General features: G+C 57.2%; 22 protein-coding genes. 15 read left to right on the top strand and 7 right to left on the bottom strand.

The window, feature by feature from the left end:
• Nucleotides 1–116 precede the first annotated feature (116 nt).
• From QRN31_RS05240 to QRN31_RS05230, 3 genes are all read left to right on the top strand, one after another.
• Entirely contained in the window at nucleotides 117–587 is a 471-nt protein-coding gene (locus tag QRN31_RS05240) for a hypothetical protein (RefSeq protein ID WP_285430619.1), read from the top strand.
• A 428-nt stretch (nucleotides 588–1015) separates the two neighbouring features.
• The gene (locus QRN31_RS05235; RefSeq protein WP_285430667.1) at nucleotides 1016–1909 is read left to right on the top strand and encodes a sensor histidine kinase; all 894 of its coding nucleotides are present in this window, start codon (nucleotides 1016–1018) and stop codon (nucleotides 1907–1909) included.
• Nucleotides 1906–2562, top strand: a complete 657-nt coding sequence (locus tag QRN31_RS05230; RefSeq protein WP_285430618.1) for a response regulator — start codon at nucleotides 1906–1908, stop codon at nucleotides 2560–2562. The genes QRN31_RS05235 and QRN31_RS05230 overlap by 4 nt, the downstream gene beginning before the upstream one ends.
• Here the strand turns inward: QRN31_RS05230 and yegS are convergent.
• On the bottom strand, nucleotides 2559–3464 hold the full coding sequence (gene yegS, locus QRN31_RS05225; RefSeq protein WP_285430666.1) for a lipid kinase YegS: 906 nt from the start codon (nucleotides 3462–3464) through the stop codon (nucleotides 2559–2561). The two genes, QRN31_RS05230 and yegS, sit on opposite strands and share 4 nt — an antisense overlap.
• Before the next feature lie 323 nt (nucleotides 3465–3787).
• Between yegS and QRN31_RS05220 the strand changes: the two genes are divergently transcribed.
• Nucleotides 3788–4096 (top strand): hypothetical protein, encoded by a 309-nt coding sequence (locus tag QRN31_RS05220; RefSeq protein ID WP_285430616.1) that lies wholly within the window; start codon nucleotides 3788–3790, stop codon nucleotides 4094–4096.
• Nucleotides 4097–4160: 64 nt separating this feature from the next.
• Here QRN31_RS05220 and QRN31_RS05215 read toward each other — a convergent pair whose 3' ends face one another.
• Both QRN31_RS05215 and moaB read right to left on the bottom strand, forming a co-directional pair.
• A complete protein-coding gene (locus QRN31_RS05215) occupies nucleotides 4161–5348 on the bottom strand; it encodes a molybdopterin molybdotransferase MoeA (protein WP_502942447.1) in 1188 nt (395 codons plus the stop codon).
• 22 nt (nucleotides 5349–5370) lie between these two features.
• Complete coding sequence (gene moaB / locus QRN31_RS05210) at nucleotides 5371–5910, bottom strand: molybdenum cofactor biosynthesis protein B (protein ID WP_285430612.1); 540 nt, start codon at nucleotides 5908–5910, stop codon at nucleotides 5371–5373.
• An 81-nt stretch (nucleotides 5911–5991) separates the two neighbouring features.
• Between moaB and mobA the strand changes: the two genes are divergently transcribed.
• Nucleotides 5992–6594 carry a molybdenum cofactor guanylyltransferase MobA gene (mobA, locus tag QRN31_RS05205; RefSeq protein WP_285430610.1) on the top strand — a complete coding sequence of 201 codons (603 nt, stop codon included), beginning with the start codon at nucleotides 5992–5994 and terminating at the stop codon, nucleotides 6592–6594.
• Nucleotides 6595–6670: 76 nt separating this feature from the next.
• Nucleotides 6671–6892 (top strand): YgdI/YgdR family lipoprotein, encoded by a 222-nt coding sequence (locus tag QRN31_RS05200; RefSeq protein WP_222587844.1) that lies wholly within the window; start codon nucleotides 6671–6673, stop codon nucleotides 6890–6892.
• A gap of 69 nt (nucleotides 6893–6961) precedes the next feature.
• Here QRN31_RS05200 and QRN31_RS05195 read toward each other — a convergent pair whose 3' ends face one another.
• From QRN31_RS05195 to QRN31_RS05185, 3 genes are all read right to left on the bottom strand, one after another.
• Nucleotides 6962–7852, bottom strand: a complete 891-nt coding sequence (locus tag QRN31_RS05195; RefSeq protein WP_285430607.1) for a pseudouridine synthase — start codon at nucleotides 7850–7852, stop codon at nucleotides 6962–6964.
• 71 nt (nucleotides 7853–7923) lie between these two features.
• Entirely contained in the window at nucleotides 7924–8241 is a 318-nt protein-coding gene (locus QRN31_RS05190) for a transcriptional regulator (protein ID WP_208669291.1), read from the bottom strand.
• A 167-nt stretch (nucleotides 8242–8408) separates the two neighbouring features.
• On the bottom strand, nucleotides 8409–8645 hold the full coding sequence (locus tag QRN31_RS05185; protein WP_285430605.1) for a glutaredoxin family protein: 237 nt from the start codon (nucleotides 8643–8645) through the stop codon (nucleotides 8409–8411).
• A 208-nt stretch (nucleotides 8646–8853) separates the two neighbouring features.
• On the opposite strand from QRN31_RS05185, the gene QRN31_RS05180 reads away from it, so the two are divergent.
• A complete protein-coding gene (locus QRN31_RS05180) occupies nucleotides 8854–10569 on the top strand; it encodes a cation:proton antiporter (protein ID WP_285430602.1) in 1716 nt (571 codons plus the stop codon).
• 1 nt (nucleotide 10570) lies between these two features.
• Here the strand turns inward: QRN31_RS05180 and QRN31_RS05175 are convergent, their stop codons facing one another.
• Nucleotides 10571–11779: an ammonium transporter gene (locus QRN31_RS05175; RefSeq protein WP_285430600.1), complete on the bottom strand. Its 1209-nt coding sequence runs from the start codon at nucleotides 11777–11779 to the stop codon at nucleotides 10571–10573.
• A gap of 305 nt (nucleotides 11780–12084) precedes the next feature.
• Between QRN31_RS05175 and QRN31_RS05170 the strand changes: the two genes are divergently transcribed.
• The 8 genes from QRN31_RS05170 to QRN31_RS05135 all read left to right on the top strand — a co-directional run bounded on the left by QRN31_RS05170 (nucleotide 12085) and on the right by QRN31_RS05135 (nucleotide 20902).
• Entirely contained in the window at nucleotides 12085–12399 is a 315-nt protein-coding gene (locus QRN31_RS05170; protein WP_285430598.1) for an ElaB/YgaM/YqjD family protein, read from the top strand.
• Nucleotides 12400–12401: 2 nt separating this feature from the next.
• Nucleotides 12402–12791: a phage holin family protein gene (locus QRN31_RS05165; RefSeq protein ID WP_208669295.1), complete on the top strand. Its 390-nt coding sequence runs from the start codon at nucleotides 12402–12404 to the stop codon at nucleotides 12789–12791.
• Nucleotides 12788–13129 (top strand): hypothetical protein, encoded by a 342-nt coding sequence (locus tag QRN31_RS05160; RefSeq protein WP_285430596.1) that lies wholly within the window; start codon nucleotides 12788–12790, stop codon nucleotides 13127–13129. The genes QRN31_RS05165 and QRN31_RS05160 overlap by 4 nt, the downstream gene beginning before the upstream one ends.
• A gap of 126 nt (nucleotides 13130–13255) precedes the next feature.
• Nucleotides 13256–14419, top strand: a complete 1164-nt coding sequence (locus QRN31_RS05155) for an EAL domain-containing protein (protein WP_285430594.1) — start codon at nucleotides 13256–13258, stop codon at nucleotides 14417–14419.
• Nucleotides 14420–14486: 67 nt separating this feature from the next.
• Nucleotides 14487–15818: a deoxyguanosinetriphosphate triphosphohydrolase gene (locus QRN31_RS05150; RefSeq protein ID WP_285430592.1), complete on the top strand. Its 1332-nt coding sequence runs from the start codon at nucleotides 14487–14489 to the stop codon at nucleotides 15816–15818.
• A 159-nt stretch (nucleotides 15819–15977) separates the two neighbouring features.
• Nucleotides 15978–16376, top strand: coding sequence for a response regulator (locus tag QRN31_RS05145; RefSeq protein WP_502942446.1), 399 nt, complete (start codon nucleotides 15978–15980; stop codon nucleotides 16374–16376).
• A gap of 252 nt (nucleotides 16377–16628) precedes the next feature.
• Entirely contained in the window at nucleotides 16629–17255 is a 627-nt protein-coding gene (locus tag QRN31_RS05140; RefSeq protein ID WP_285430588.1) for a response regulator transcription factor, read from the top strand.
• Nucleotides 17256–17263: 8 nt separating this feature from the next.
• Nucleotides 17264–20902: a transporter substrate-binding domain-containing protein gene (locus QRN31_RS05135; protein ID WP_285430586.1), complete on the top strand. Its 3639-nt coding sequence runs from the start codon at nucleotides 17264–17266 to the stop codon at nucleotides 20900–20902.
• The last annotated feature ends 18 nt before the right edge of the window (nucleotides 20903–20920 follow it).

Genomic DNA, 20920 nt, shown 5'->3' with positions numbered 1-20920 from the left:
TGCGTCCAGGCTTGCCGGAGCGCGATCTCATGCCGGCATGGCAGTGTCAGGGCGCTGGACGCCCGCGTTGACACACGCGACATCCCCTCATTTGACAAGACGTTGTGGAGATAAGCATGCCAAACCAACCCAAGCAGTGGGCCCAGCGGCTACCCGAGTTTCTTGTCGAAGCTGAAACGCTCCTGACCAAGTCGGAGGAGTGCCTGAGCCATCTGCAACTCATCAGCAATGACAAAGACGCAATCGATTGCATGCTCAGCAGTCTGCTCAAACTGGCGAGCAGGGCCGACGCCCTCGCATTGGAAGCCGTGTCTGAATTTTCACTGCATATTCATGGTTTGTTGAATCACGCCCAAAACCACATGGACCTGCATGAACAGGCGCTGGATGCCTTGAAAGACTGCTTCACGTTGATGGCCTGGCAACTCGAACTTATCGATCAGACCACCGGCCAGCTCAGCCTGGATGACAGTGAACAGACTTCCCTGATCGAAGCCTTTGCGTTTCAGGTCGGACACCGTCCATTTCAGCCATCGGTTAATTCCAAACCGTTCACGCTCGTTTCTTATTCGGAACGCCAGGCTTAATTCGTCAGACACCCTGCCGTGTTACCTATTCTTATTGCCATGAAGCTGCTCGGTAACTTGAGTACGCTCATGTCGCAATTGAATATTTCATACCTGCCAACGACAGTTCGATATAAATAAAAACTCCCCCCTTTCGTAAACTTTTTCCATTGTGGAAGCATCGTCCAAACGCCCTGTTTCCTGACCGTATGGACATATATACCAAACGCGACCAACGGTATGTTAAGTGGTATTATGCCGACCATTAGTTGACGTCAATTAATGGCAAGATGACGCCGAAGCAAGAACAGCGCCCATTCAAGTTGGAAGCTTTCTAAATCGCGCGACTGCACATTGCTTGAAGCGAGTCACTACAGATTTTCAAATACAGTCCCGTCAGCGACCATGGCGGATCTGCCCGCAGCGAACATTCATTGGCTCCATCCGCTATGTACGCCAGCCTCAAATCACTCACGCCATGGCCACCCTCCGCAAAAAATGCGCGACGGCTCATGCTTTTGTTATGCCTGTGCTCGGCGCTTGGCAGTGTGCTGATTTTCAGTGCTTCGGCACCGCTGCCGGCAAGCTTGCTGGTCCTCAACCTGGTGGTGCTGGCGGTTGTCTGGGGGCAAGGACATTTCTCACGCAAGTCGATCAAGTTTGAGCCGCAAGAACTGGCGGACCGCCTGCTGCAAGTCCAGGAAAACGAACGCCACCGGCTCAGCCGCGAATTACATGACGACATCGGCCAGTTGCTGACCGCTGCAAAACTCCAAAGTGAATGGCTCAAACGCCGGATGCCGGAAGAAATGCAGGGCCAGTGTTCGACGCTCTGCGACACTCTGGACGAAACCCTGGCCAAGGTTCGCGATGTCTCGGCCATCCTCAACCCCAGACAGTTGACCAGTCTCGGCCTGGAAGCCAGCCTGCGGGCACATCTGCTCAAGACCCTGGCCAATACCTCCATACACTGGAGCCTGGAATGCCACCAGCGCCTGACCGGAATACCGGAGGAAATGTCGGTGGCCGCCTTTCGAATCACCCAGGAAGCGGTGACTAATATTCAGCGTCACGCCGAAGCGAAAAATCTGTTGGTCCGCTTGCAACGTTTGCCTCAAGGCCTGACGCTGTTAATCAGTGATGACGGCCTGGGTTTCGCGCCAGCAGTCGACCCCGGCAGAGAGGGACAACGCGGGATGGCCGGGATGCTGGAACGGATCGAGCAACTGGGCGGCACCCTGGCCGTGACCAGCGAGCCGGGTAAAGGCACTCAAATCGAAGCACTCTTTCCCTGGGCGCCCCGAGCGCTTGAACGGGCCAGTTCGAATAAGGTTATGCATTGACTTGTAACTTACTTCTGGTGGATGACCACTCGCTTATCAGGGCAGGCGTGCGCGCTCTGGTGCTGGACATTCCTGGCTACGCGGTAATCGGCGAGGCCAACGACGGCTCGCAACTACTGGAAATGGTCGAGAAGCTGTCCCCCGACATCGTTCTGCTGGATATCTCCATGAGAGAGACCGGTGGCCTTGAAGCCTTGCAACGTCTCAAGCGGGTGCGCCCGCAAAGCAAGGTGCTGATCCTGTCGATGCACACCGATCCTGCGCTCATCATGCAAGCGCTGGAATCCGGAGCCCACGGCTACTTGCTCAAGGACACCACGGCGACCGAGCTGGAACATGCCCTGGACGCCTTGCGTAACAACGAACGTTATCTGAGCCCGGCCATCGCTCACACGGTGATCAACCAGGCACTGATCCGCAACCAGAAGCAGCAGCAGACAACGGACTCGCACAACCTGACCGCGCGGCAACTGGAAATCCTGCGACTGATTGTCCGCGGAAAATCCACCCGGGAAATCGCCAATGGCCTGGGCCTGAGTATCAAGACTGTTGAAACCCATCGCTCGCAGATCATGAAGCGCTTGCAGATCTACGACGTGGCGGGCCTGGTCCTGTTTGCCGTGCGCGAGCAAATCATCAGCCTGGACGACTAGCCGCTTTTCGATGTACTGAGCAGTGGCGAGTGTTCAGGCAAATGCACGCGCAACGCTGCCGGCCGCGCACTGAAGCGCAGATTTTCGCCCTCCAGGGGCTCGCCATCCAGATTAATGTGCAGACCTTCGGAAACCTTGATCTCGACCCATGGCAAGCGGGCTCGAACAAACATGTTGTCGATGCCGAATCCGTCGGCCAGCAACGTCTTCAACGTACTCACCACCTCCTGCGGCGCGGGCAAGATGCTGATATCCAGCAGACCATCGTCAGCCAGCGCGTGCGGGCACAGCACATGGCCACCGCCCGCTTGCCGGCCATTGCCGATGCCCAAGGCCAATAACTCGCCACTCCAGTGAAAGTCCGGGCCCTGCAACTCACCGTACGCGGCATGCAACTCGCTGAAGCGCGACAAACCGGTGAACAGATAGGCGGCCCCGCCGAGTACCTTTTTCAAGTCTTCGGACGTGTTCGCCGTGACCCGACTACCGAATCCACCGGTGGCCATGTTCAAAAACATCTGCCCTCCAACCTCCCCCAGATCGATGGCGTGAGGCGCAGCCTCCAACAGGTCCAGGGCTGGCGCCGGCTCAAGCGGCACGCCGGCGGCGCGAGCAAAATCGTTTGCGGTACCCAGAGGCATCAGCACCAGACTGGCCTGGGTCGACTGCGCTGCCATGGCCTCGGCGATATCACGCAGGGTGCCATCACCGCCGCCGGCAATCAGGTGCGTATACCCTGCACTCAGCGCTTCTCCTACCAGTCGCTGCGCGTCACCCGCTTCCCAGGTCAATCGGACGGCCAGCTCCCAGCCCTGCTTGCGCTTGCCTTCGACGGCCGCGCGGACCTCCTCGTTGAGTGCCTGCTTACCGTGCAGAATCAACAGCGCCTTGCGCTCACCCATTGTTGTCGCCCCCATGATTGAAATCCATATGAGAGATGTTGACCTCAGGGGTGCCCATAAAAGTCGGCAGACATTGAATTATTTCAACGCCAGTGCGCTGGCGTCCTACAGGGCTGGGATTTTTCTTACGAAACGTGAGGAATCGGCTCAATTGACCAGCCAGGGTGATTAGTAGACCGTGGTGTCTGTGGTTCTCAATCATCATTAGCAACCCCACAAGGACGTGCACGCAATGAACAACCCCGCTTCAAAAGCCCTGAAAAGCACAATCGACGGCGGTATCGGCCGCTCCAGTGATGTCAATGCAAGGAGCGTTTCAGCCCATGCAAAGCCATGACTTCAGGTTACCGATCGGTGCGGTGCCACCGCTCGCAGAAAGTCGCATCAATCATCATGCTGAATCTGAGAACAGTGCAAAGTCCACTGGAGGCGTTGAAATGGAACCTCGTGTCATTGAACTGGAGACACACCTCAAATCCATCCGCAGAGACATGGACCAAGTGCGTAATGACGTTAAATCCATCAAACACCGGCTGGCCTATTCGGCGGGAGGAACAGCCGTGGTCCTTGGGTTGCTGGGCTGGGTCGCCAACAGCCGCTTTGAACAGGTCGTGACACTTCTGGCACGTTGATCTCAAACATCACGCAAGGCCCGGTAGATGCAACCGGGCTTGCGCGACTACGAAGGGACCGGGATCAGCCAAGCAACTCGCTCAGCGCAATGAAGCTCACAGATTCACCGGCGACCAGCGTGCGATCTTCCAGCACCTCGACCAGACCATCGGCCCAGGCGGCACTGCGAAGTACGCCAGAGCTCTGGTTCTTGTAGATGATTGCCCGGCCATTTTCCAGGCGTGCGCGCAGGTATTCTCGGCGATTGCCAGCCTTGGGCCAGTCGAATCCCGCGGGCACCTGAAACTTTAACGGCTCAACCTCTTGCACCCCTTGACGGCGCAAGAGATAGGGCCTGGTCAACAAGGCAAAGGTGACCAGGGTCGACGCCGGATTACCGGGCAAGCCAATCACCGGCACACCGTGAAAATGTCCGACTGTCAGCGGTTTGCCAGGTTTGATGGCAAGTTTCCACAAGGACAATTCACCTTCTTCGCGTAAGGCAATGCCCAGGAAATCCGCCTCACCCACCGATACGCCGCCGGTAGAAAGGATCAGGTCGACATCCTTCAACTCTTCCAGGCGAGCACGGGTGGTCGATAAATCATCGGGAAGGATGCCGGCATCGATCACTTCACAACCCAGGCGCCATAACCAGCTGCACAGCAGCACGCGATTGCTGTTGTAAATCTGTCCCGGCCCAAGCGCCTGACCCGGTTCGACCAATTCGTCCCCGGTAGACAGGACTGCAACCCGAACCTTGCGCACCACCTCCAGCTCAGCGCGTCCCAACGACGCCGCCAGGCCCAGCTCGATGGGACCCAGGCGCGTACCTGCGGGCAATACAAGCTCGCCAACAGTCGTTTCCTGACCTTGCGGCCGAATATTTTGACCGGAACTCAGGGTCTCGATGAATCGGACTCGCTCATCCGCCTGAACCTCGGCATTCTCTTGCATCTCGACGCAATCGGCCCCCGCGGGCACCGGTGCGCCGGTGAAGATCCGGGCACAGGTTCCTGGCTTCAACGGCTCAGGTGCCTGACCGGCAAAAATCTTCTGGCTGACCGGCAGCGGTTCTCCCGTCCAGTCAGCGATGCGCAAGGCATAGCCGTCCATGGCACTGTTTGGCCAAGGCGGCAGATCGAGCGTCGAGATCAGGTCTTCGGCCAACACGCGCCCTTCGGCCTGCGCCAACGGCAGGCGTACACGCTCAGGTATTTTTGACGACTCCGCCATTTCCAGCAGATGCGCCAGCGCTACCTCGACGGGCATGAGGCTGCCGGTTTTACCTGGCTTACCCGCGGGATTCACAGGGTGCCGCCTGTTTCAGATGAGCCACGAAATTGCAGGGGCGGTGCCGCGAATCCAGCTGCTCGGCAAGAATGCCGTCCCAGCCGGTGCGCACCGCGTTCGTCGAACCTGGCAAACAGCAGACCAGCGTGCCATTGGCCAACCCCGCCAAGGCTCGGGATTGAACGGTCGAAGTGCCGATGTCTGCTACCGAAATCTGCCGGAACAACTCGCCGAAACCATCGACCTGCTTGTCCAGAAGGCAACTCACTGCTTCCGGTGTGCTGTCGCGACCGGTAAACCCGGTGCCACCGGTGATCAACACCACTTGCACGACATCGTCGGCAATCCAGTTGGCGACTTGTGCACGAATTTTGTAGAGGTCATCTTTAAGCAAAACCCGAGCGGCCAGGTAATGCCCGGCAGCGCTCAAGCGGTCGACAAAGACCTGTCCTGAGGTATCGGTTTCCAGGGTACGGGTATCGCTGACCGTCAACACCGCGATATTGAGCGGCGCGAAAGGTACATCAGCCTTGGCTTTCATAGGCTCGTCCAGTTGTAGGATAAACAGCCCGGTGTTATATCACAGCGCCTCATTTTTTCGACGCCCCCATGGAGACCTGCCATGACCCCGAATACAGATTTGCCGCCCTGCTCCATTCTGCTCCTGGCGGGGGGACGAGGCCAACGCATGGGTGGTCAGGACAAAGGGCTGCTGCAATGGCATGGCGAGCCGCTGATCGCGCATCTGCATCGCAAAACCCGTGAGCTAAGCGATGACCTGATCATCTCCTGTAACAGGAACCTGGACAAATACGCGCCTTACGCCGACCAGTTGGTCCATGACGACGAAGGTGATTTCCCGGGCCCACTGGCGGGTATTCGCGCCGGCCTCAAGGCTGCTCGTCATGGTTTTTTACTGGTGTTGCCCTGCGACGTACCACGCATTGATGCCGCCCTGCTCCGTGACATGCGCGAAACCGCCCGCCAGCATCCGGATAAACCATTGATGCTGCGGCATGGCGAGCACTGGGAACCCTTGCTTTGCATTATCCCGACGGCACTCTTGGTGGATTTCGAAAAGGCGTGGAATGAGGGTGAACGCAGTCCGGGGCGGATCATGCGCAACCTGGGTGCTACAGCCCTGCAATGCCCCGAGAATGACCCTCGCCTGGCCAACCTCAATACACCGGAGCTATTAAGCTCACACAACACTGTGTCAGACTGACGCAAGAAGGAACTTGCGCACGATGCATACGTCTCAAGCTCAGTAACCAAAAGAATTCATATTCGGAGACACTCTCATGACTCAACGGACCCTCGCCTCTTTCATGCTCGCCTTGGGCCTCGCGACCCTCGCCGGTTGCGCTTCGCCTACAGTGATCACCTTGAATGATGGTCGCGAAATCCAGGCTGTCGACGCGCCAAAATACGATGAGAAGTCAGGTTTCTACGAGTTCGAACAACTCGATGGCAAACGCACTCGCATCAACAAGGATCAGGTCCGTACCGTCAAAGAGTTGTAATCTTTACGGCATTACCGGATACGAAAAAGCCCGCTTGATGCGGGCTTTTTCGTGCCTGAAGGACTGCGATCACCATTGCAGGGTAATGGCGCTTTCGAATTCACGCTCAAGCCCGGTGACCGGGTCCAAAAACCGTAAACCCTGTGCCAGCAATTTCAAGGGATTGGCGTAGTCGTCCTCAATATCCTTGAGCACCTGTGGATAGAACGGATCGTTGCAGATACTGGCGCCCAGCGAGGTCATGTGCACCCGCAACTGATGTTTCTTGCCGGTCACGGGATAAAGCCCATAGCGCCAGAGGTCACCGTTCCTCTCCCTGACCTCGACGGCCGTCTCGGTATTGCTGATGCCCGGACCTTCCTGCATGCGAAAGAACGGCTCGCCATCGATCATCCGACTTTTATGAACCAGTGGAAACGAAAGCTCAGGTAATGCCCGGGCGATCGCTTCGTAGCGTTTTTCGATTTGTCGTGTAGGAAACAATGACTGGTAAGCCGAACGGCTCCGAGGGTTCGCTGAAAACAGCACCAACCCCGCAGTATGCCGGTCAATGCGGTGCAAAGGCACCAGATCCGGGTTATCCAGTCGACGGATCAGCCGTCGCAACAATGTCTGCTCTACATACTCGCCAGCCGGAGTCACTGGCAGAAAATGCGGTTTGTCCGCCACCACCAGGTGTTCGTCGGCGTACAGGATCGACTCCACCACCGGAATCTCTTTTTCGTCCGGGACCTCACGAAAATAGTGAATGCGCAGGCCTTCCTTGTAACGCAGATCAAGTGCGATCGGCATCCCGTGCGCGTCAAGCACGCGGCCGCGTGCAATTCGGTCCAGCCATTGTTCACGATCGATTGCACTGAAATGTTCGCACAAACAATCGAGGACGGTCTGCCACGGCCCCGGCGGCAAATAAAGCGTGCTGGCCTGATGGTGTGCAGCAGAAAAAGATGAAGTGGACATACGAAAGCTCTGACCCTTAATGCAGGACGGCATTATCCCGCACTGGCCGAATCACACCTAGAAGAGAATCCTCACGCCGGTATCTGCGTACGCGCTGCCGCCTCAGTGAATTCCTTGAGCCAGCGCAGCACATCAACCGCTTCCCAGCGACCGGGGTCATAAAGCGCATACAACAACCCCTGATAACCCACGACATCCAGCTGCCGGTGATAACCGGCGCGCTGGAACAACGCCTCGATTTCGGCGAAACAGGTATTGAAATGCAGCTTGTTGAACGGGGTTTTTCCTTCCGTGACCAGGCCGTCCAGACGCAACTCGAGGACAGCCTCGCGTACAACATCGACCGACATCTTGTTCACGCTGTTTTTCAATTGCTCGACATTGACCACGATAAATCCCTCTCATGCCCCGAACCGACTCTCCCCCCAGAAAACCAGGAGTCGCCGTCAGACAAACGAATAGCTGTATGCGCATACAGTATCCGAAGAGGACCGATTAAGCCAAGGGGATCCATCGCAAAGTTCGACAGACGGGTCAGTGAGGTCGCAAAAACCACTTAACTCAGGAACGCTACCACCTCATCGGCACTGAATGGCCAGCCCAATTCAGCCCCGGTATCGACCCGACGCAACACCGGTATACGCAAGCTGTAAGCTTCAAACCAGCTTTCGCTTTCAGCGATATCCACCAATTCAACCAGCAGACCATGTTCGACAAACGGCATCAGTTCGGCTTCGGCGACTTCACAGAGATGGCACCCAAGCGTGCCGAACAGCTGACATTCAGGAAGCATGAGCGCTCACCCTAAAAAATTAAGTGACTATTCTAGGCCTGCCCCCAAAAGCCGTCGAGCCATTGAATTTTCTGGCCTTGGCGCAAAAATCGCCATGACGCCGGCAAAACCCTGATTCATATCAGTCAGGGTAAATGTCATTTACGCGATGCTCTGGTTTCTTTTACTTCTACGCTTGAATAGCCAGAACCCAGCACCGGAGTTTTTTGTGTTCGCCAACCTGTTGATCATCTTCGCCTCCTCCTTGGTGGTAATTGCACTGTTCCAGCGCCTGCGGTTGCCACCGGTGCTCGGCTATCTGTGCGTGGGACTGATGATCGGGCCGACGGCGTTCAACTGGGTGAATGAAAGCGAAGAGTTGCCCGACCTTGCCGAACTGGGCGTGGTGTTCCTGTTGTTCTCCCTCGGGCTGGAGTTTTCCCTGTCGAAAATGATCGCGCTGCGCCGAGTCGTGTTTGGTCTGGGCAGCCTGCAAGTGCTCGGTACGGGGGCGGTGCTGGGCGCCTTGCTGATATCGCTTGGCATGCCGACCACCCCTGCCCTGTTACTGGGTGCCGGTCTTTCACTGTCCTCAACAGCCATTGTCAGCAAAGAGTTAAGCAGCCTCGGCGAGATTTTCAGCAGCCATGGCCAGAATGCCATCGCCGTGCTGCTGTTCCAGGATGTGGTCGCGGTGTTATTGCTGACCTTGGTACCGGTGTTCGCTGGCAACAGCGATCAGGCCTGGTACTGGGCCTTGCCCCTGACACTGGGCAAGACGATTGTGCTGTTTATCGGCCTGCTGCTGGCCAGCCGCTGGTTGCTGCCTCGCCTGTTTCATGAAGTCGCCGCCGCCCGCTCTCCCGAACTTTTTGTACTGCTGGCGCTGGTCATCGTATTACTCACTGCCTGGCTGACTCACTTGCTCGGTCTCTCCCCGGCCCTGGGCGCATTTCTGGCCGGCATGCTGCTGGGGGAAAGCCACTATCGGCATCAGATCGAGGCCGATATCCGGCCATTCCGCGACATTCTCCTCGGAGTGTTTTTCGTCAGTATCGGCATGTTGATCGACTTGCAGTTGTTTGCCAGTCACGGCCTGGCGATCCTTGGACTGACACTCGGGTTGCTGGTGATCAAGGGCACGGTGGTTGCGTTGCTGGTCAAATGGCGCGGCAGCGATGGCGAAACCGCCTGGCGCAGTGGTCTGGCGTTGGCTCAGGGCGGCGAGTTCTGCTTTGCGCTGATGGCACAAATGCAGGTAAACAAAATGATGCCTGCCGATTTCGGCGGTCTTTTACTGGCCGCGACATTCTGCTCGATGCTGATCACTCCATTACTGCTGCGCGCCGCCCCCCGCCTCGCGACACGCCTGCATCGCAAACCGAACGAAGAAGCAAAACTGGCGCAAATCAGCGCGCTCAATGCCGACTTGCACAACCATGTGGTGATTTGCGGCTATGGTCGCGTCGGTCAGTCGATCGGCCGAGCCCTAAGCAACGCGATGCAACCCTACGTTGCGCTGGACACCGACCCGGTGCGTGTCCAGGAAGCCGCCACCAATGAAACCTGCGTCCATTACGGGGATTCACGTCGCGGTGAACTGCTGCTCGCTGTAGGCCTGGCACGCGCAAAACTGCTGGTGATCGCCGTGGACCAGAGCGACATAGCGCTGCTGATTCTGGAGGAGGCGCGCCGATTGAACTCGACGATTCCGATCCTGGTACGCACTCGGGACGACAGCCAGCTGACCGAGTTGAAAGCCGCCGGCGCCAATGAAGTCGTCCCTGAGTTGCTGGAGTCGAGCCTGATGCTCGCCTCCCACGCATTGATCATGCTGGGGTTGCCCGCCCACCAGGTCCAGGAACGGGCGGACCAGATACGCCATGATCGTTATCGCCTGCTGCACGGCTTTTATCCTGGGGCAGACGACGATGAAGAACAGTGAGTCAGTCCTGGCTTACGGCACCGATCTTGTGCACCGACAAGTCCGCGCCGTAATACTCCTCTTCCTGGCTAAGGCGCAGGCCATGGAACGCCTTGATCACTCCATACACCGTAAATCCGCCGGCCAACGCCACGATGATCCCCAGAGCGGTGCCGATCAATTGGCTGACCAGGCTCACGCCTCCCAAACCACCCAACGCGCTCTGACCAAAAATGCCACAAGCGATCCCGCCCCAGACACCGCACAATCCATGCAAAGGCCAGACCCCCAGCACATCATCGATACGCCATTTGACTTGAGCTGCGGTGAAGCACCAGACAAACAGCGCCCCTGCGATGATGCCCGTCAGCAGCGCGCCTACCGGGTGCATCAGGTCCGAACCGGCACAGATCGCCACCAACCCGGCCAATGGACCGTTGTGCAAAAAACCTGGGTCATTGCGCCCGACGATCAACGCCGCCATCGTGCCGCCGACCATGGCCATCAACGAATTGACCGCCACCAACCCGCTGACGCCTTGCAGTGTCTGGGCACTCATGACGTTGAAGCCGAACCAGCCGACAATCAGAATCCACGAACCCAGAGCGAGAAAGGGAATACTCGACGGAGCAAACGCCACCAGCCGCCCTTCGCGATAACGCCCTTGCCGTGGCCCGAGCAACAACACGGCCGCGAGCGCCAGCCAGCCGCCCATGGCATGGACGACTACAGAACCTGCGAAATCATGGAAGCTGGCGCCAAAACGCGCCAGCAACCAGGCTTGCAACCCGAAATTGCCATTCCACACCATGCCCTCGAAAAATGGATAGATGAATGCCACGATCAGCGCCGTGGCACACAGCTGCGGGACGAACCTGGCACGCTCGGCAATGCCCCCGGAAATAATCGCGGGAATGGCGGCGGCAAAGGTCAGCAGAAAGAAAAACTTCACCAGTGCGTAGCCATGATCGGCATTAATGACCGCCGCCGGCTGCAGGAAGGTGACCCCATAGGAAATCCAATAGCCTATAAAGAAGTAAGCCAGGGTCGAAATGGCAAAGTCGCTGAGGATCTTCGACAACGCATTGACCTGGTTTTTCTGACGAACCGTGCCGACTTCAAGAAAGGCGAAACCGGCGTGCATGGCCAGCACCATGACCGCGCCGATAAGGATGAACAACGTATTGGAGCTATGGACCAGACTGTCCACAGCGCTTTGCAGATTTTCCATGGAGTTGGCAGACCTGAAGGCTAAAAAAGCACCAAAGCGGTTCGCGCAGAGTCGTCCGTGCACCAAGTTGCGGCTCGCCATGATCAATGCCTGGTCGCGATGAACCGCTTTGGCGCACAAGGTCGTCACCTTCACGCGAGTTTTGTTTGTTGGCGTTAGGGTTTTGCTGAAATCATGCCCGGCAACAGCGCAGCGGCATGGGTTAACGCACCATCACATAGCAAAAGTTGTACCACTCATTTGCACTGAACCTTCACACTGGGCTCATACTCGAACGTTTCAGAAGCCACTTACGGAGATCATCAATGGCCAGCATCAAAGCAAAGACTGCTCAAGAAATCCTGATGAACGATTTTCAGACACTGGTCAGTGACACCGAACGGTTGCTGGAGCACACCGCCACCCTCGCTGGCGATCAGGCCGATGAGTTGCGCAGCCATATCCACGACAGCCTCCTGCGTGCCCGCGAAACCCTGAAGCTGACTGAAGATTCCTTGCGCGAACGCGGCCAGGCAGCCGTCACCGCCGCCGAAGACTATGTTCAGACCAATCCATGGCAATCGGTCGGGATCGCAGCGGGCGTCGGCTTCCTGATTGGCCTGCTGGCTACCCGGCGCTAATTATGTCTATCGGTGAATCCGGCTCGTCCGCGACGGGCACAAGCTCTTCATCGCGGCGCTTGGGTGCCGCTTTCCTTGGACTGCTGCACAGCCATGTCGAACTGTTCGGCATCGAGTTGCAGGAACAAAAAGCGCGCACCGTAAGCCTGCTGCTGTTCGCAGGCCTGGCGCTGGTCTTTGCCTTGCTGTTGCTGGTGGGGTTGTCGACGCTGGTGTTGATCCTGTTTTGGGACACTTATCGCTTGCCGGCGATCATCGGGCTCTGCGTGTTCTATACGCTCGCGGCGATCTTCTGTGCCATGCGCCTGAAGGCAGCCATTTTCGATGAGTCATCACCCTTCCACGGCACCCTGGAAGAATTGGCCAATGATCGGGAGCGCCTGCTGCCATGAGCCTGCCTGAACTTCCCCATAACAGCTCTCGCACCGAAATGCGCAAGGCGCTGATTCGCCTGCGCATGGAAATGCATCGCCAGGAAATTCGCCACGAATCGGCGCAACTGCTGCTGCCCTTGCAGCGAGTACGCGGGATGACACAAAACCTGCAGGATGGCTTCGGCATCAAGCACGCCCCGCTGTGGGGTATGGCTGCCGTGACATTGCTCGGGTTTCTGACCGGCAAAGGTGCCAAGAGCGGTGGTGTCAGCAGCCTGACTCGACTGGTACGCCTGGGCACCTCGCTGGGGCCATTGATCAAGCTGGTCCTGCAAAACTCTTCTCGCAAAGACTGAACAGTCTTCATCTGGCTGCATTCTTGCAATACCACCGGGATTAACCTCTTTATCGAGAGGTTCAATCCTGTGTGCCTACCCGGTGAGCAGGTTTATCCAAAAACAAGACCTTACTAAGGAGGCCTCGTGATCGACGGGCAACCGCTCGCCTGCTTTCAGCCGTTCATTCATACCGCCACTGGCCGTATCGCGGGTGTGGAAGCGCTGGGTCGACTTCGACAACCCGACGGTCAACTCGCCTCGGTAGGCCCTCTGTTCGCAGACTCGCGAACGCCCGCCGTTGCCCTGCGTCGTCTTGATCGCCAGATTCGCGACAGCGCGCTGAGCCGCCTGCATGAAGCGCCGGCGGACTGGTTTCTGAGCCTGAACATCTCCCCCCGATGGATTAACCGATTGCGGCCGAATCAGGCGTTACCGAGCCTCAAGCAACTGGTCAGGCACAATGTCGACCCGCAACGCATCGTCTTCGAAATCACCGAGCTTGGGGGAGACATTCAGCGTCTGGCCGACGTGGTGGCCCGCTATCGACAGGCCGGCGCACGGATTGCCATTGATGACTTCGGTGCCGGCTACTCTCAGCTCGATCGCGTATTGGCCCTGCAACCGGACATTCTCAAGCTCGACATGCGACTGTTCCAGGCCGCTGCATTGGGCGGCCCCAGCAGTGATGTGGTGAAGGCTCTGGCGCAAATGGCCGAGAAAACCGGTTGCTGGATCATCGCCGAAGGCGTGGAAACCGAGGCCCAACTGAATTTTGCCCTCGAATGCGGCTCACGTTACGTGCAGGGTTTTCTGTTTGCCCGGGCCCAAGAGGACTTTTTTTCTTCCAACGCCTTCGTCGAGCATTTCGCACAACTGCGCCAACGCTATGTTCAACAGAAACTGGGGGAACGCAGCCGACTGAATATCATGCGCCAGCAACTCTGCGAATTGATGGCAATTCTGCAAGTCTGGGCTCAGGCCCGTGCACCGCTGAGCGCCTTGCCACAATTGGACGCGTTTCCCTGGCTGTTGCGCTTCTATCAATGCGACCGTCATGGCACGCAGTTGACGCCCAACCTGGAATGGCGCAACAACGGTTGGGAGGCCGACAACCGCTACCTGGGTCACAACTGGTCATGGCGTCCTTACTTTTATCACTTGCTGGCCGAGGGCTGGGAGGAGCGGCGCCTGACACTCTCAAGCACCTACCGCGATGCCACCAGTAATCAATACTGCCTTACCGCCGGGCAATTTTTTGACAACGGCGAGCGACTTCTGCTCATCGACATCGACGCCGCCGGGCTCTAGTTCCACTTGCGGGCGCAGGCGGGAACCCCGAAGCTAGAGCATCAGTCACCTGACGGAGAGCCCAGCCTTGGATTGGCAAACACTGCTTACCCGCGAACGCCTCGGAAAGCCGCTGCACAGCCCGGAAGAACTTGGCCGCAGCCCTTTCCACAAAGACCACGACCGCATTATTTTCTCGGGGGCTTTTCGCCGCCTCGGGCGCAAGACCCAGGTTCATCCAGTCTCCAGCAACGACCATATCCACACACGCCTGACCCACTCACTGGAAGTCAGTTGCGTGGGTCGATCCCTGGGCATGCGGGTCGGTGAAACCATACGCAGCGCCTTGCCTGACTGGTGCGAACCGAGCGATCTGGGGATGGTGGTGCAATCGGCCTGTCTTGCCCACGACATCGGCAATCCGCCCTTCGGTCATTCCGGCGAAGACGCGATTCGTCACTGGTTCCAGCAGGCCGCAGGCCGGGGCTGGCTGGACGCCATGAGCGAGGTCGAACGCGACGACTTCCTTAATTTCGAAGGCAACGCCCAAGGTTTTCGGGTGCTCACCCAGCTGGAATACCACCAGTTCGACGGCGGCACCCGACTGACCTACGCCACCCTGGGCACTTACTTGAAGTACCCATGGACGGCAAAACATGCCGACTCACTGGGCTACAAAAAGCACAAATTCGGCTGCTATCAGAGTGAACTTGGACTGTTGGAGCAAATCGCTCAGAAACTCGGTCTCCCCCAACTGGAGGAACAACGCTGGGCGCGACATCCGCTGGTGTACTTGATGGAAGCTGCCGATGACATCTGTTACGCGCTGATCGATCTGGAGGACGGTCTGGAGATGGATCTGCTGGAGTACGCCGAGGTCGAGTCGCTGCTGCTTGATCTGGTGGGCGACGATCTTCCGCAAACCTATCGCCAATTGGGACCACTGGATTCGCGTCGTCGCAAATTGGCAATCCTGCGGGGCAAAGCCATCGAGCACCTGACCAATGCCGCAGCCCGGGCTTTCGTCGAGCAACAGGACGCGCTGCTGGCCGGCACGCTGACCGGCGACCTGGTGGAACACATGCACGGTCCGGCCAAACGCTGCGTCTTGAATGCCAAAGACATGGCGCGCAAAAAAATCTTCCAGGACAAGCGCAAGACGCTGCATGAAATCGGCGCTTACACCACGCTCGAAATCCTGCTCAACGCGTTCTGTGGTGCTGCACTGGAACAACACAACGGGCGGACGCCGTCCTTTAAAAGCCGCCGCATCCTTGACCTGCTGGGCAACAATGCGCCCGACCCTCACGGTCCTTTACACAACTCGTTCCTGAGAATGATCGATTTCATTGCCGGCATGACCGACAGCTATGCCAGTGAAATGGCACTGGAAATGACCGGTCGCGCCAGCCACGGGTGAAAACCTTTCGATCAGCCGTCCCGACTGGCGACGGCTGATCGACAATCACCCGCACTTCAACGTCAGACGAATTGCCCTACACCCTGTGCAGAGCTGACTGATCGATTGCGCAGGCGAATCGCGAAATAATGGGCGCCCTCTCTGCCCGACAGATGCCGCATGAAAAATTCTATGTTTAAACACGATTGGCGCATCCTGCTGGTGGAAGACCATCCCTTTCAGCTCAGGGCGACCCAATATCTGCTTGAGAGTTACGGCTTCACCCAACTCACCGCCACTGACAGCGCCGAATCCGCCTTGCAGCAGATGTTCAATGCATCGCAACCCTTCGACATTCTCCTGTGCGATCAATGCCTGCCTGACCTGCCCGGCCTGGAGTTGATCGAACTGGCGAGTCGGCGGGGAATGATCAGGCAAGCGATACTGTTGAGTAGCCTGACGTCCATTGAGCTGGACGAACTTAAAAGAGTGGCCTCTGAACACGGATTACCGTTATTGGGCTACTTGATAAAGCCATTGAAACAATCAGACTTTAGAAACTTGTTGACCTTGGCCTAACTGTAAAACCACACCAACAAACACAGGCAGTAACCGCCAACTATAAAACGACTAACTCAGCACTTCAGTTACGCGAGCAAACCTACAACACTTTCACTAGTCCTCATGCATAACCTAGTTGATACGTAGTCTCATTCTTCTTCCTTTGTAGGATTTGTCCTATATTGCTGCTATCGCCCAGTCAGTTCATGCGTCCCCTCAACTATCTGAGCTAAGGTGCGCGCTTTATTTGAGCTCGTATGGGATCTGATTATGAACTCCGTTTTTATTGTCGACGATCACCCCGTCATCCGTCTTGCGGTCCGAATGTTGCTCGAACACGAAGGTTACAAAGTTGTCGGCGAAACGGACAATGGGGTCGACGCCATGCAGATGGTGCGTGAATGCATGCCCGACCTGGTCATTCTCGACATCAGCATTCCCAAGCTGGATGGGCTGGAAGTTCTCTCCCGATTCAACGCCATGAGTACCCCCCTCAAAACATTAGTGTTAACAGCACAATGCCCGACACTCTTCGGTATTCGCTGCATGCAATCCGGCGCGTCAGGGTATGTTTGCAAACAAGAGGACCTCAGTGAACTGGTGAGTGCAATCAAAGCGGTACTATCGGGTTACAACTATTTCCCCAGCCAGGCCTTGAATCCAGTTCGAAGTGATGACATTCGATATACCGACCTTGAGTTATTCAAATCAGTCAACGACCGGGAACTCATGGTGTTGCAACTTTTTGCCCAAGGCCGCACCAACAAGGAAATTGCCAAGGGCATGTTCCTGAGCAACAAGACGGTCAGCACCTACAAAAAACGCCTTATGCAAAAACTCAAAGCCAAATCGCTCGTTGAACTCATTGATATGGCAAAACGCAACGCATTAGTGTGAGAGACCGGATGCCCAGTCGTTTAAAGGATTATTTACTATTGATGACGGTGGGTTTATGCCTGAGCACTTCAGCGCCCGCCGCACCGACCACCAGCGAGGCCTACACCTTGCTCAGTCGCTCAATGATCAGGAACATGGAAGTCCAACTGGATAATTCCCAACAGCAATGGGTCAACAACAAGCGTGAATTGATTCTGGGCACGTCTGCCCCCGATTACCCTCCTTTCGACCTGACCGTCAGTGGTTGCGATTACGAAGGTTTTACCGCCGACTACGCGGGCATCCTGGGCCAGACCACCGGGTTACCCGTCAAGGTTCAGCGCTACGCGTCCCGGGGAGATGCGATCGAGGCACTGGAAAAGGGCGAAGTCGACCTGCTCGGAAGTGCCAATGGTTTTGAGGCTCGCAATGCCGATATTGTGCTGTCCACGCCCTATGCCGTGGATCAACCGGTTCTGGTGACACGCGAAGGAGAGACCCGATCCCTGAGCGATGGCCTTGCCGGGCTGCGGCTGAGCATGGTGTATCACTATCTACCGCTGGAAGAAGTCAAAGCCTTGTATCCCAAGGCGATCATCACCGCCTACCCCTCCTATCAGAATGCAATCAACGCGGTAGCTTTCGGCCAGGCCGATGTGTTTCTCGGCGATACGATTTCAACCCACTACATGATCAACAAGGGTTATCTGAACAACATCCGCATGGCCAACTTCGGTAAACACGAGGCCCATGGATTCAGCTTTGCCGTGCACAAAAACAATCCGCAACTGCTTGAGATCATCAACGCGATACTCAAAGCCATCCCCGCCAATGAACGGGAAAACATCGCCAAACGCTGGAGTGCCGGCAGTGACATCCTCCTCACCGATCAGAAGTTGCAACTCACCCACCGCGAAGAGCGCTGGCTCGCGCTACATCCTGTGGTGCGGGTCGTGGTCAACGAGGCGTACGCACCGCTGACTTTTTTCGACAGCGACGCCAACTTTCGAGGCGTTACGGCAGACTTGCTCGAGCTGATCAGGTTGCGCACCGGTTTGCGCTTCGAGATCCATCGCAGCCGCAACGATGACGAGATGATCGAGCAGGTCAGCAGCCATCGGGCCGACCTCATCGCCGCCCTGCTGCCAAGCACGCAACGGGAAACGGAGCTGAACTTCAGCCGCCCCTATCTGGAAAATTCGGTTGTCCTGCTGACTCGCAAGGCGGCCGGCAGCCCGACCACGCTGATGCAACTGTCAGGCAAACGCCTGGCGATTGCCCAAGGCAATCCCCTGGTGGATTACCTTCGTCGCGACTTCCCCGGTATCCATCTGATAGAAACCCCGGACGCCTTCAGTGCCGTGGAAATGCTTGCCGAGGGCCAGGCTGAAGGTGCCGTGAATTCATTGGTGATCGCCAACTATTTCATCTCCTCCAGAATCTTCGAAAACACCCTCCAGATCAGCACCACCATTGGCACCCAGCAAGCCGCGTTCTCCCTGGCGACCAGGCACGACGCCAACGAGTTGAACTCGATCCTCGACAAGGCGCTGCTGAGCATCACGCCGGAAGAACTGGGCATTATCAACAGCCGCTGGCGAGGATACTCGTCGGTCTCGCAAACCTGGCGCAACTATCATCGAGTGTTCTATCAGATTGTTATCGGCGTCGGTGTGCTGCTACTGATTTCCGTCACCTGGAATGCTTACATGCGTCGCCAGATCCGTCAGCGCCAAGCCGCCGAACTGGCGCTGAACGATCAACTCGAATTCATGCGATCGCTGGTCAATGGCACACCTCATCCGATCTACGTGCGTGATCGCCAAGGCCTGCTGCAAAGCTGCAACGACAGTTACCTGGAAACGTTTGGCGTGAAACGCGAAGACGTGATGGCCAAGAATGTCATGCAGGGCAGCATGAGCAACGCCTCCGAAGCGCAAGCGTATCAAGCGGATTACCAGCGCGTCGTAGCTGAAGGCAGACCGCTGATTCTGGACCGGCCACTGCACATCGGTGACCGCATGCTGACGATTTATCATTGGATTCTTCCCTACCGAGACTCTACCGGCGAGGTTCAAGGCGTTATCGGCGGCTGGATCGATATCAGCGACCGACGCCAACTGTTCGATGATCTGCGCGCTGCAAAAGAGCGTGCAGATGAGGCCAGCCGCGCCAAAAGTACCTTTCTGGCCACCATGAGTCATGAGATCCGCACACCGATGAACGCGATTATCGGCATGCTTGAGCTCACCCTCAAGCGCATCGATCACAACCACTGCGATCGTCCGGCCATCGAGGTCGCCTATCACTCGGCCAAAGAATTGCTGGAGCTGATCGGGGACATTCTTGATATTGCGCGGATCGAATCCGGGCGTTTGAGCCTGAGCCCGGAACGCGTCAACCTCAGTGAAACGGTGATATCGGTGGTGCGGATCTTCGACGGCCTGGCGCGCCAGAAAAATCTGGTCCTGCTGCTGGACTTCGATCCTGTGAACCCGCCAAGCGACGTCCTGCTGGACCCGATGCGCTTCAAGCAGGTGCTGTCCAACCTGGTGAGCAACGCCATCAAGTTTACCGAGCAGGGTCAGGTCAGGATTGTGGTCGAGTTGCATCCCACCGATGACGACAGGGTTCTGCTGCAGTTGCAGGTTCAAGACAGCGGGGTCGGGATCAGCGAACAGGATCAACAGCGTCTGTTCGAGCCTTTCGCCCAAGCCAATGACTCGGGGCAATCGGCCAGGGGCGGTGCGGGACTGGGTCTGGTGATCAGTCGCAATCTGTGCGAGATGATGGGCGGCAGCCTGCAGTTGAGCAGCCAGAGCGGTGTCGGGACGCAGGTCCAGGTCTCGTTGCACCTTGCAACGTTGCCGACCATTGAGACGCCCGAAACCGCTGACCCACAGATCCACACCACCCAAGCTGCTTTGAACGTCCTGGTGGTCGACGATCACCCCGCCAACCGCTTGCTCATGTGCCAGCAATTGGAGTTCCTGGGGCATCGCTTCAGCGCCGCACCGGATGGCGAGGCGGGGCTGCAAGCGTGGAAGGATGGAGCTTTTGACCTGGTGATCGCCGACTGCAACATGCCCCTTATGAATGGATACGAACTGGCTCGCGCCATTCGCCAACACGAACAACAAACCCAGGCCAGGCCATGCACCGTGTTGGGATTCACCGCCAACGCACAACTGGAGGAAATTCAACGCTGCAAACACGCCGGGATGGACGACTGCCTGTTCAAACCCCTCAGCCTGACCGCCTTGAGTCAATGGGTCGAAGGTCGGGCACCGACGGTCCGCGATCCGGCCTTCAGCCTGGAAGGTCTGCACCTGTTGACGGGGGGCAATCCGATCCTGGACCAGCGATTGTTGTCCGAGCTACTGAACAGCAACCGCCTGGACCGGCAAGAATTGCAAGCCTTGGCCCCTTCACAAGGCCGACAGTCATTCATCGACGTTGCCCATAAAATCAAGGGTGCCGCGCGCATCGTCCAGGCCTGCCGATTGATCGACAGCTGCGAGGCGCTCGAAACCGCCTGCCACACTGCGTTCCACCCCGAGGAAGTGGCGCACTGCGTCAAAGCCATGGAGCGTGCCATGCACGAACTGGAGCATGCGTTGCGGCAACAAATAGCGCAAAACGGCAAAGGCAGAATGGTGGAGCCTTAACTATGCTTGGACGCTGAG

It is taken from the genome of Pseudomonas sp. fls2-241-R2A-110, from assembly GCF_030209165.1.
Taxonomy (GTDB): domain Bacteria; phylum Pseudomonadota; class Gammaproteobacteria; order Pseudomonadales; family Pseudomonadaceae; genus Aquipseudomonas.
Note: the sequence above shows the minus strand (reverse complement) of the source record. Positions and strands in the feature narration are given on the sequence as shown.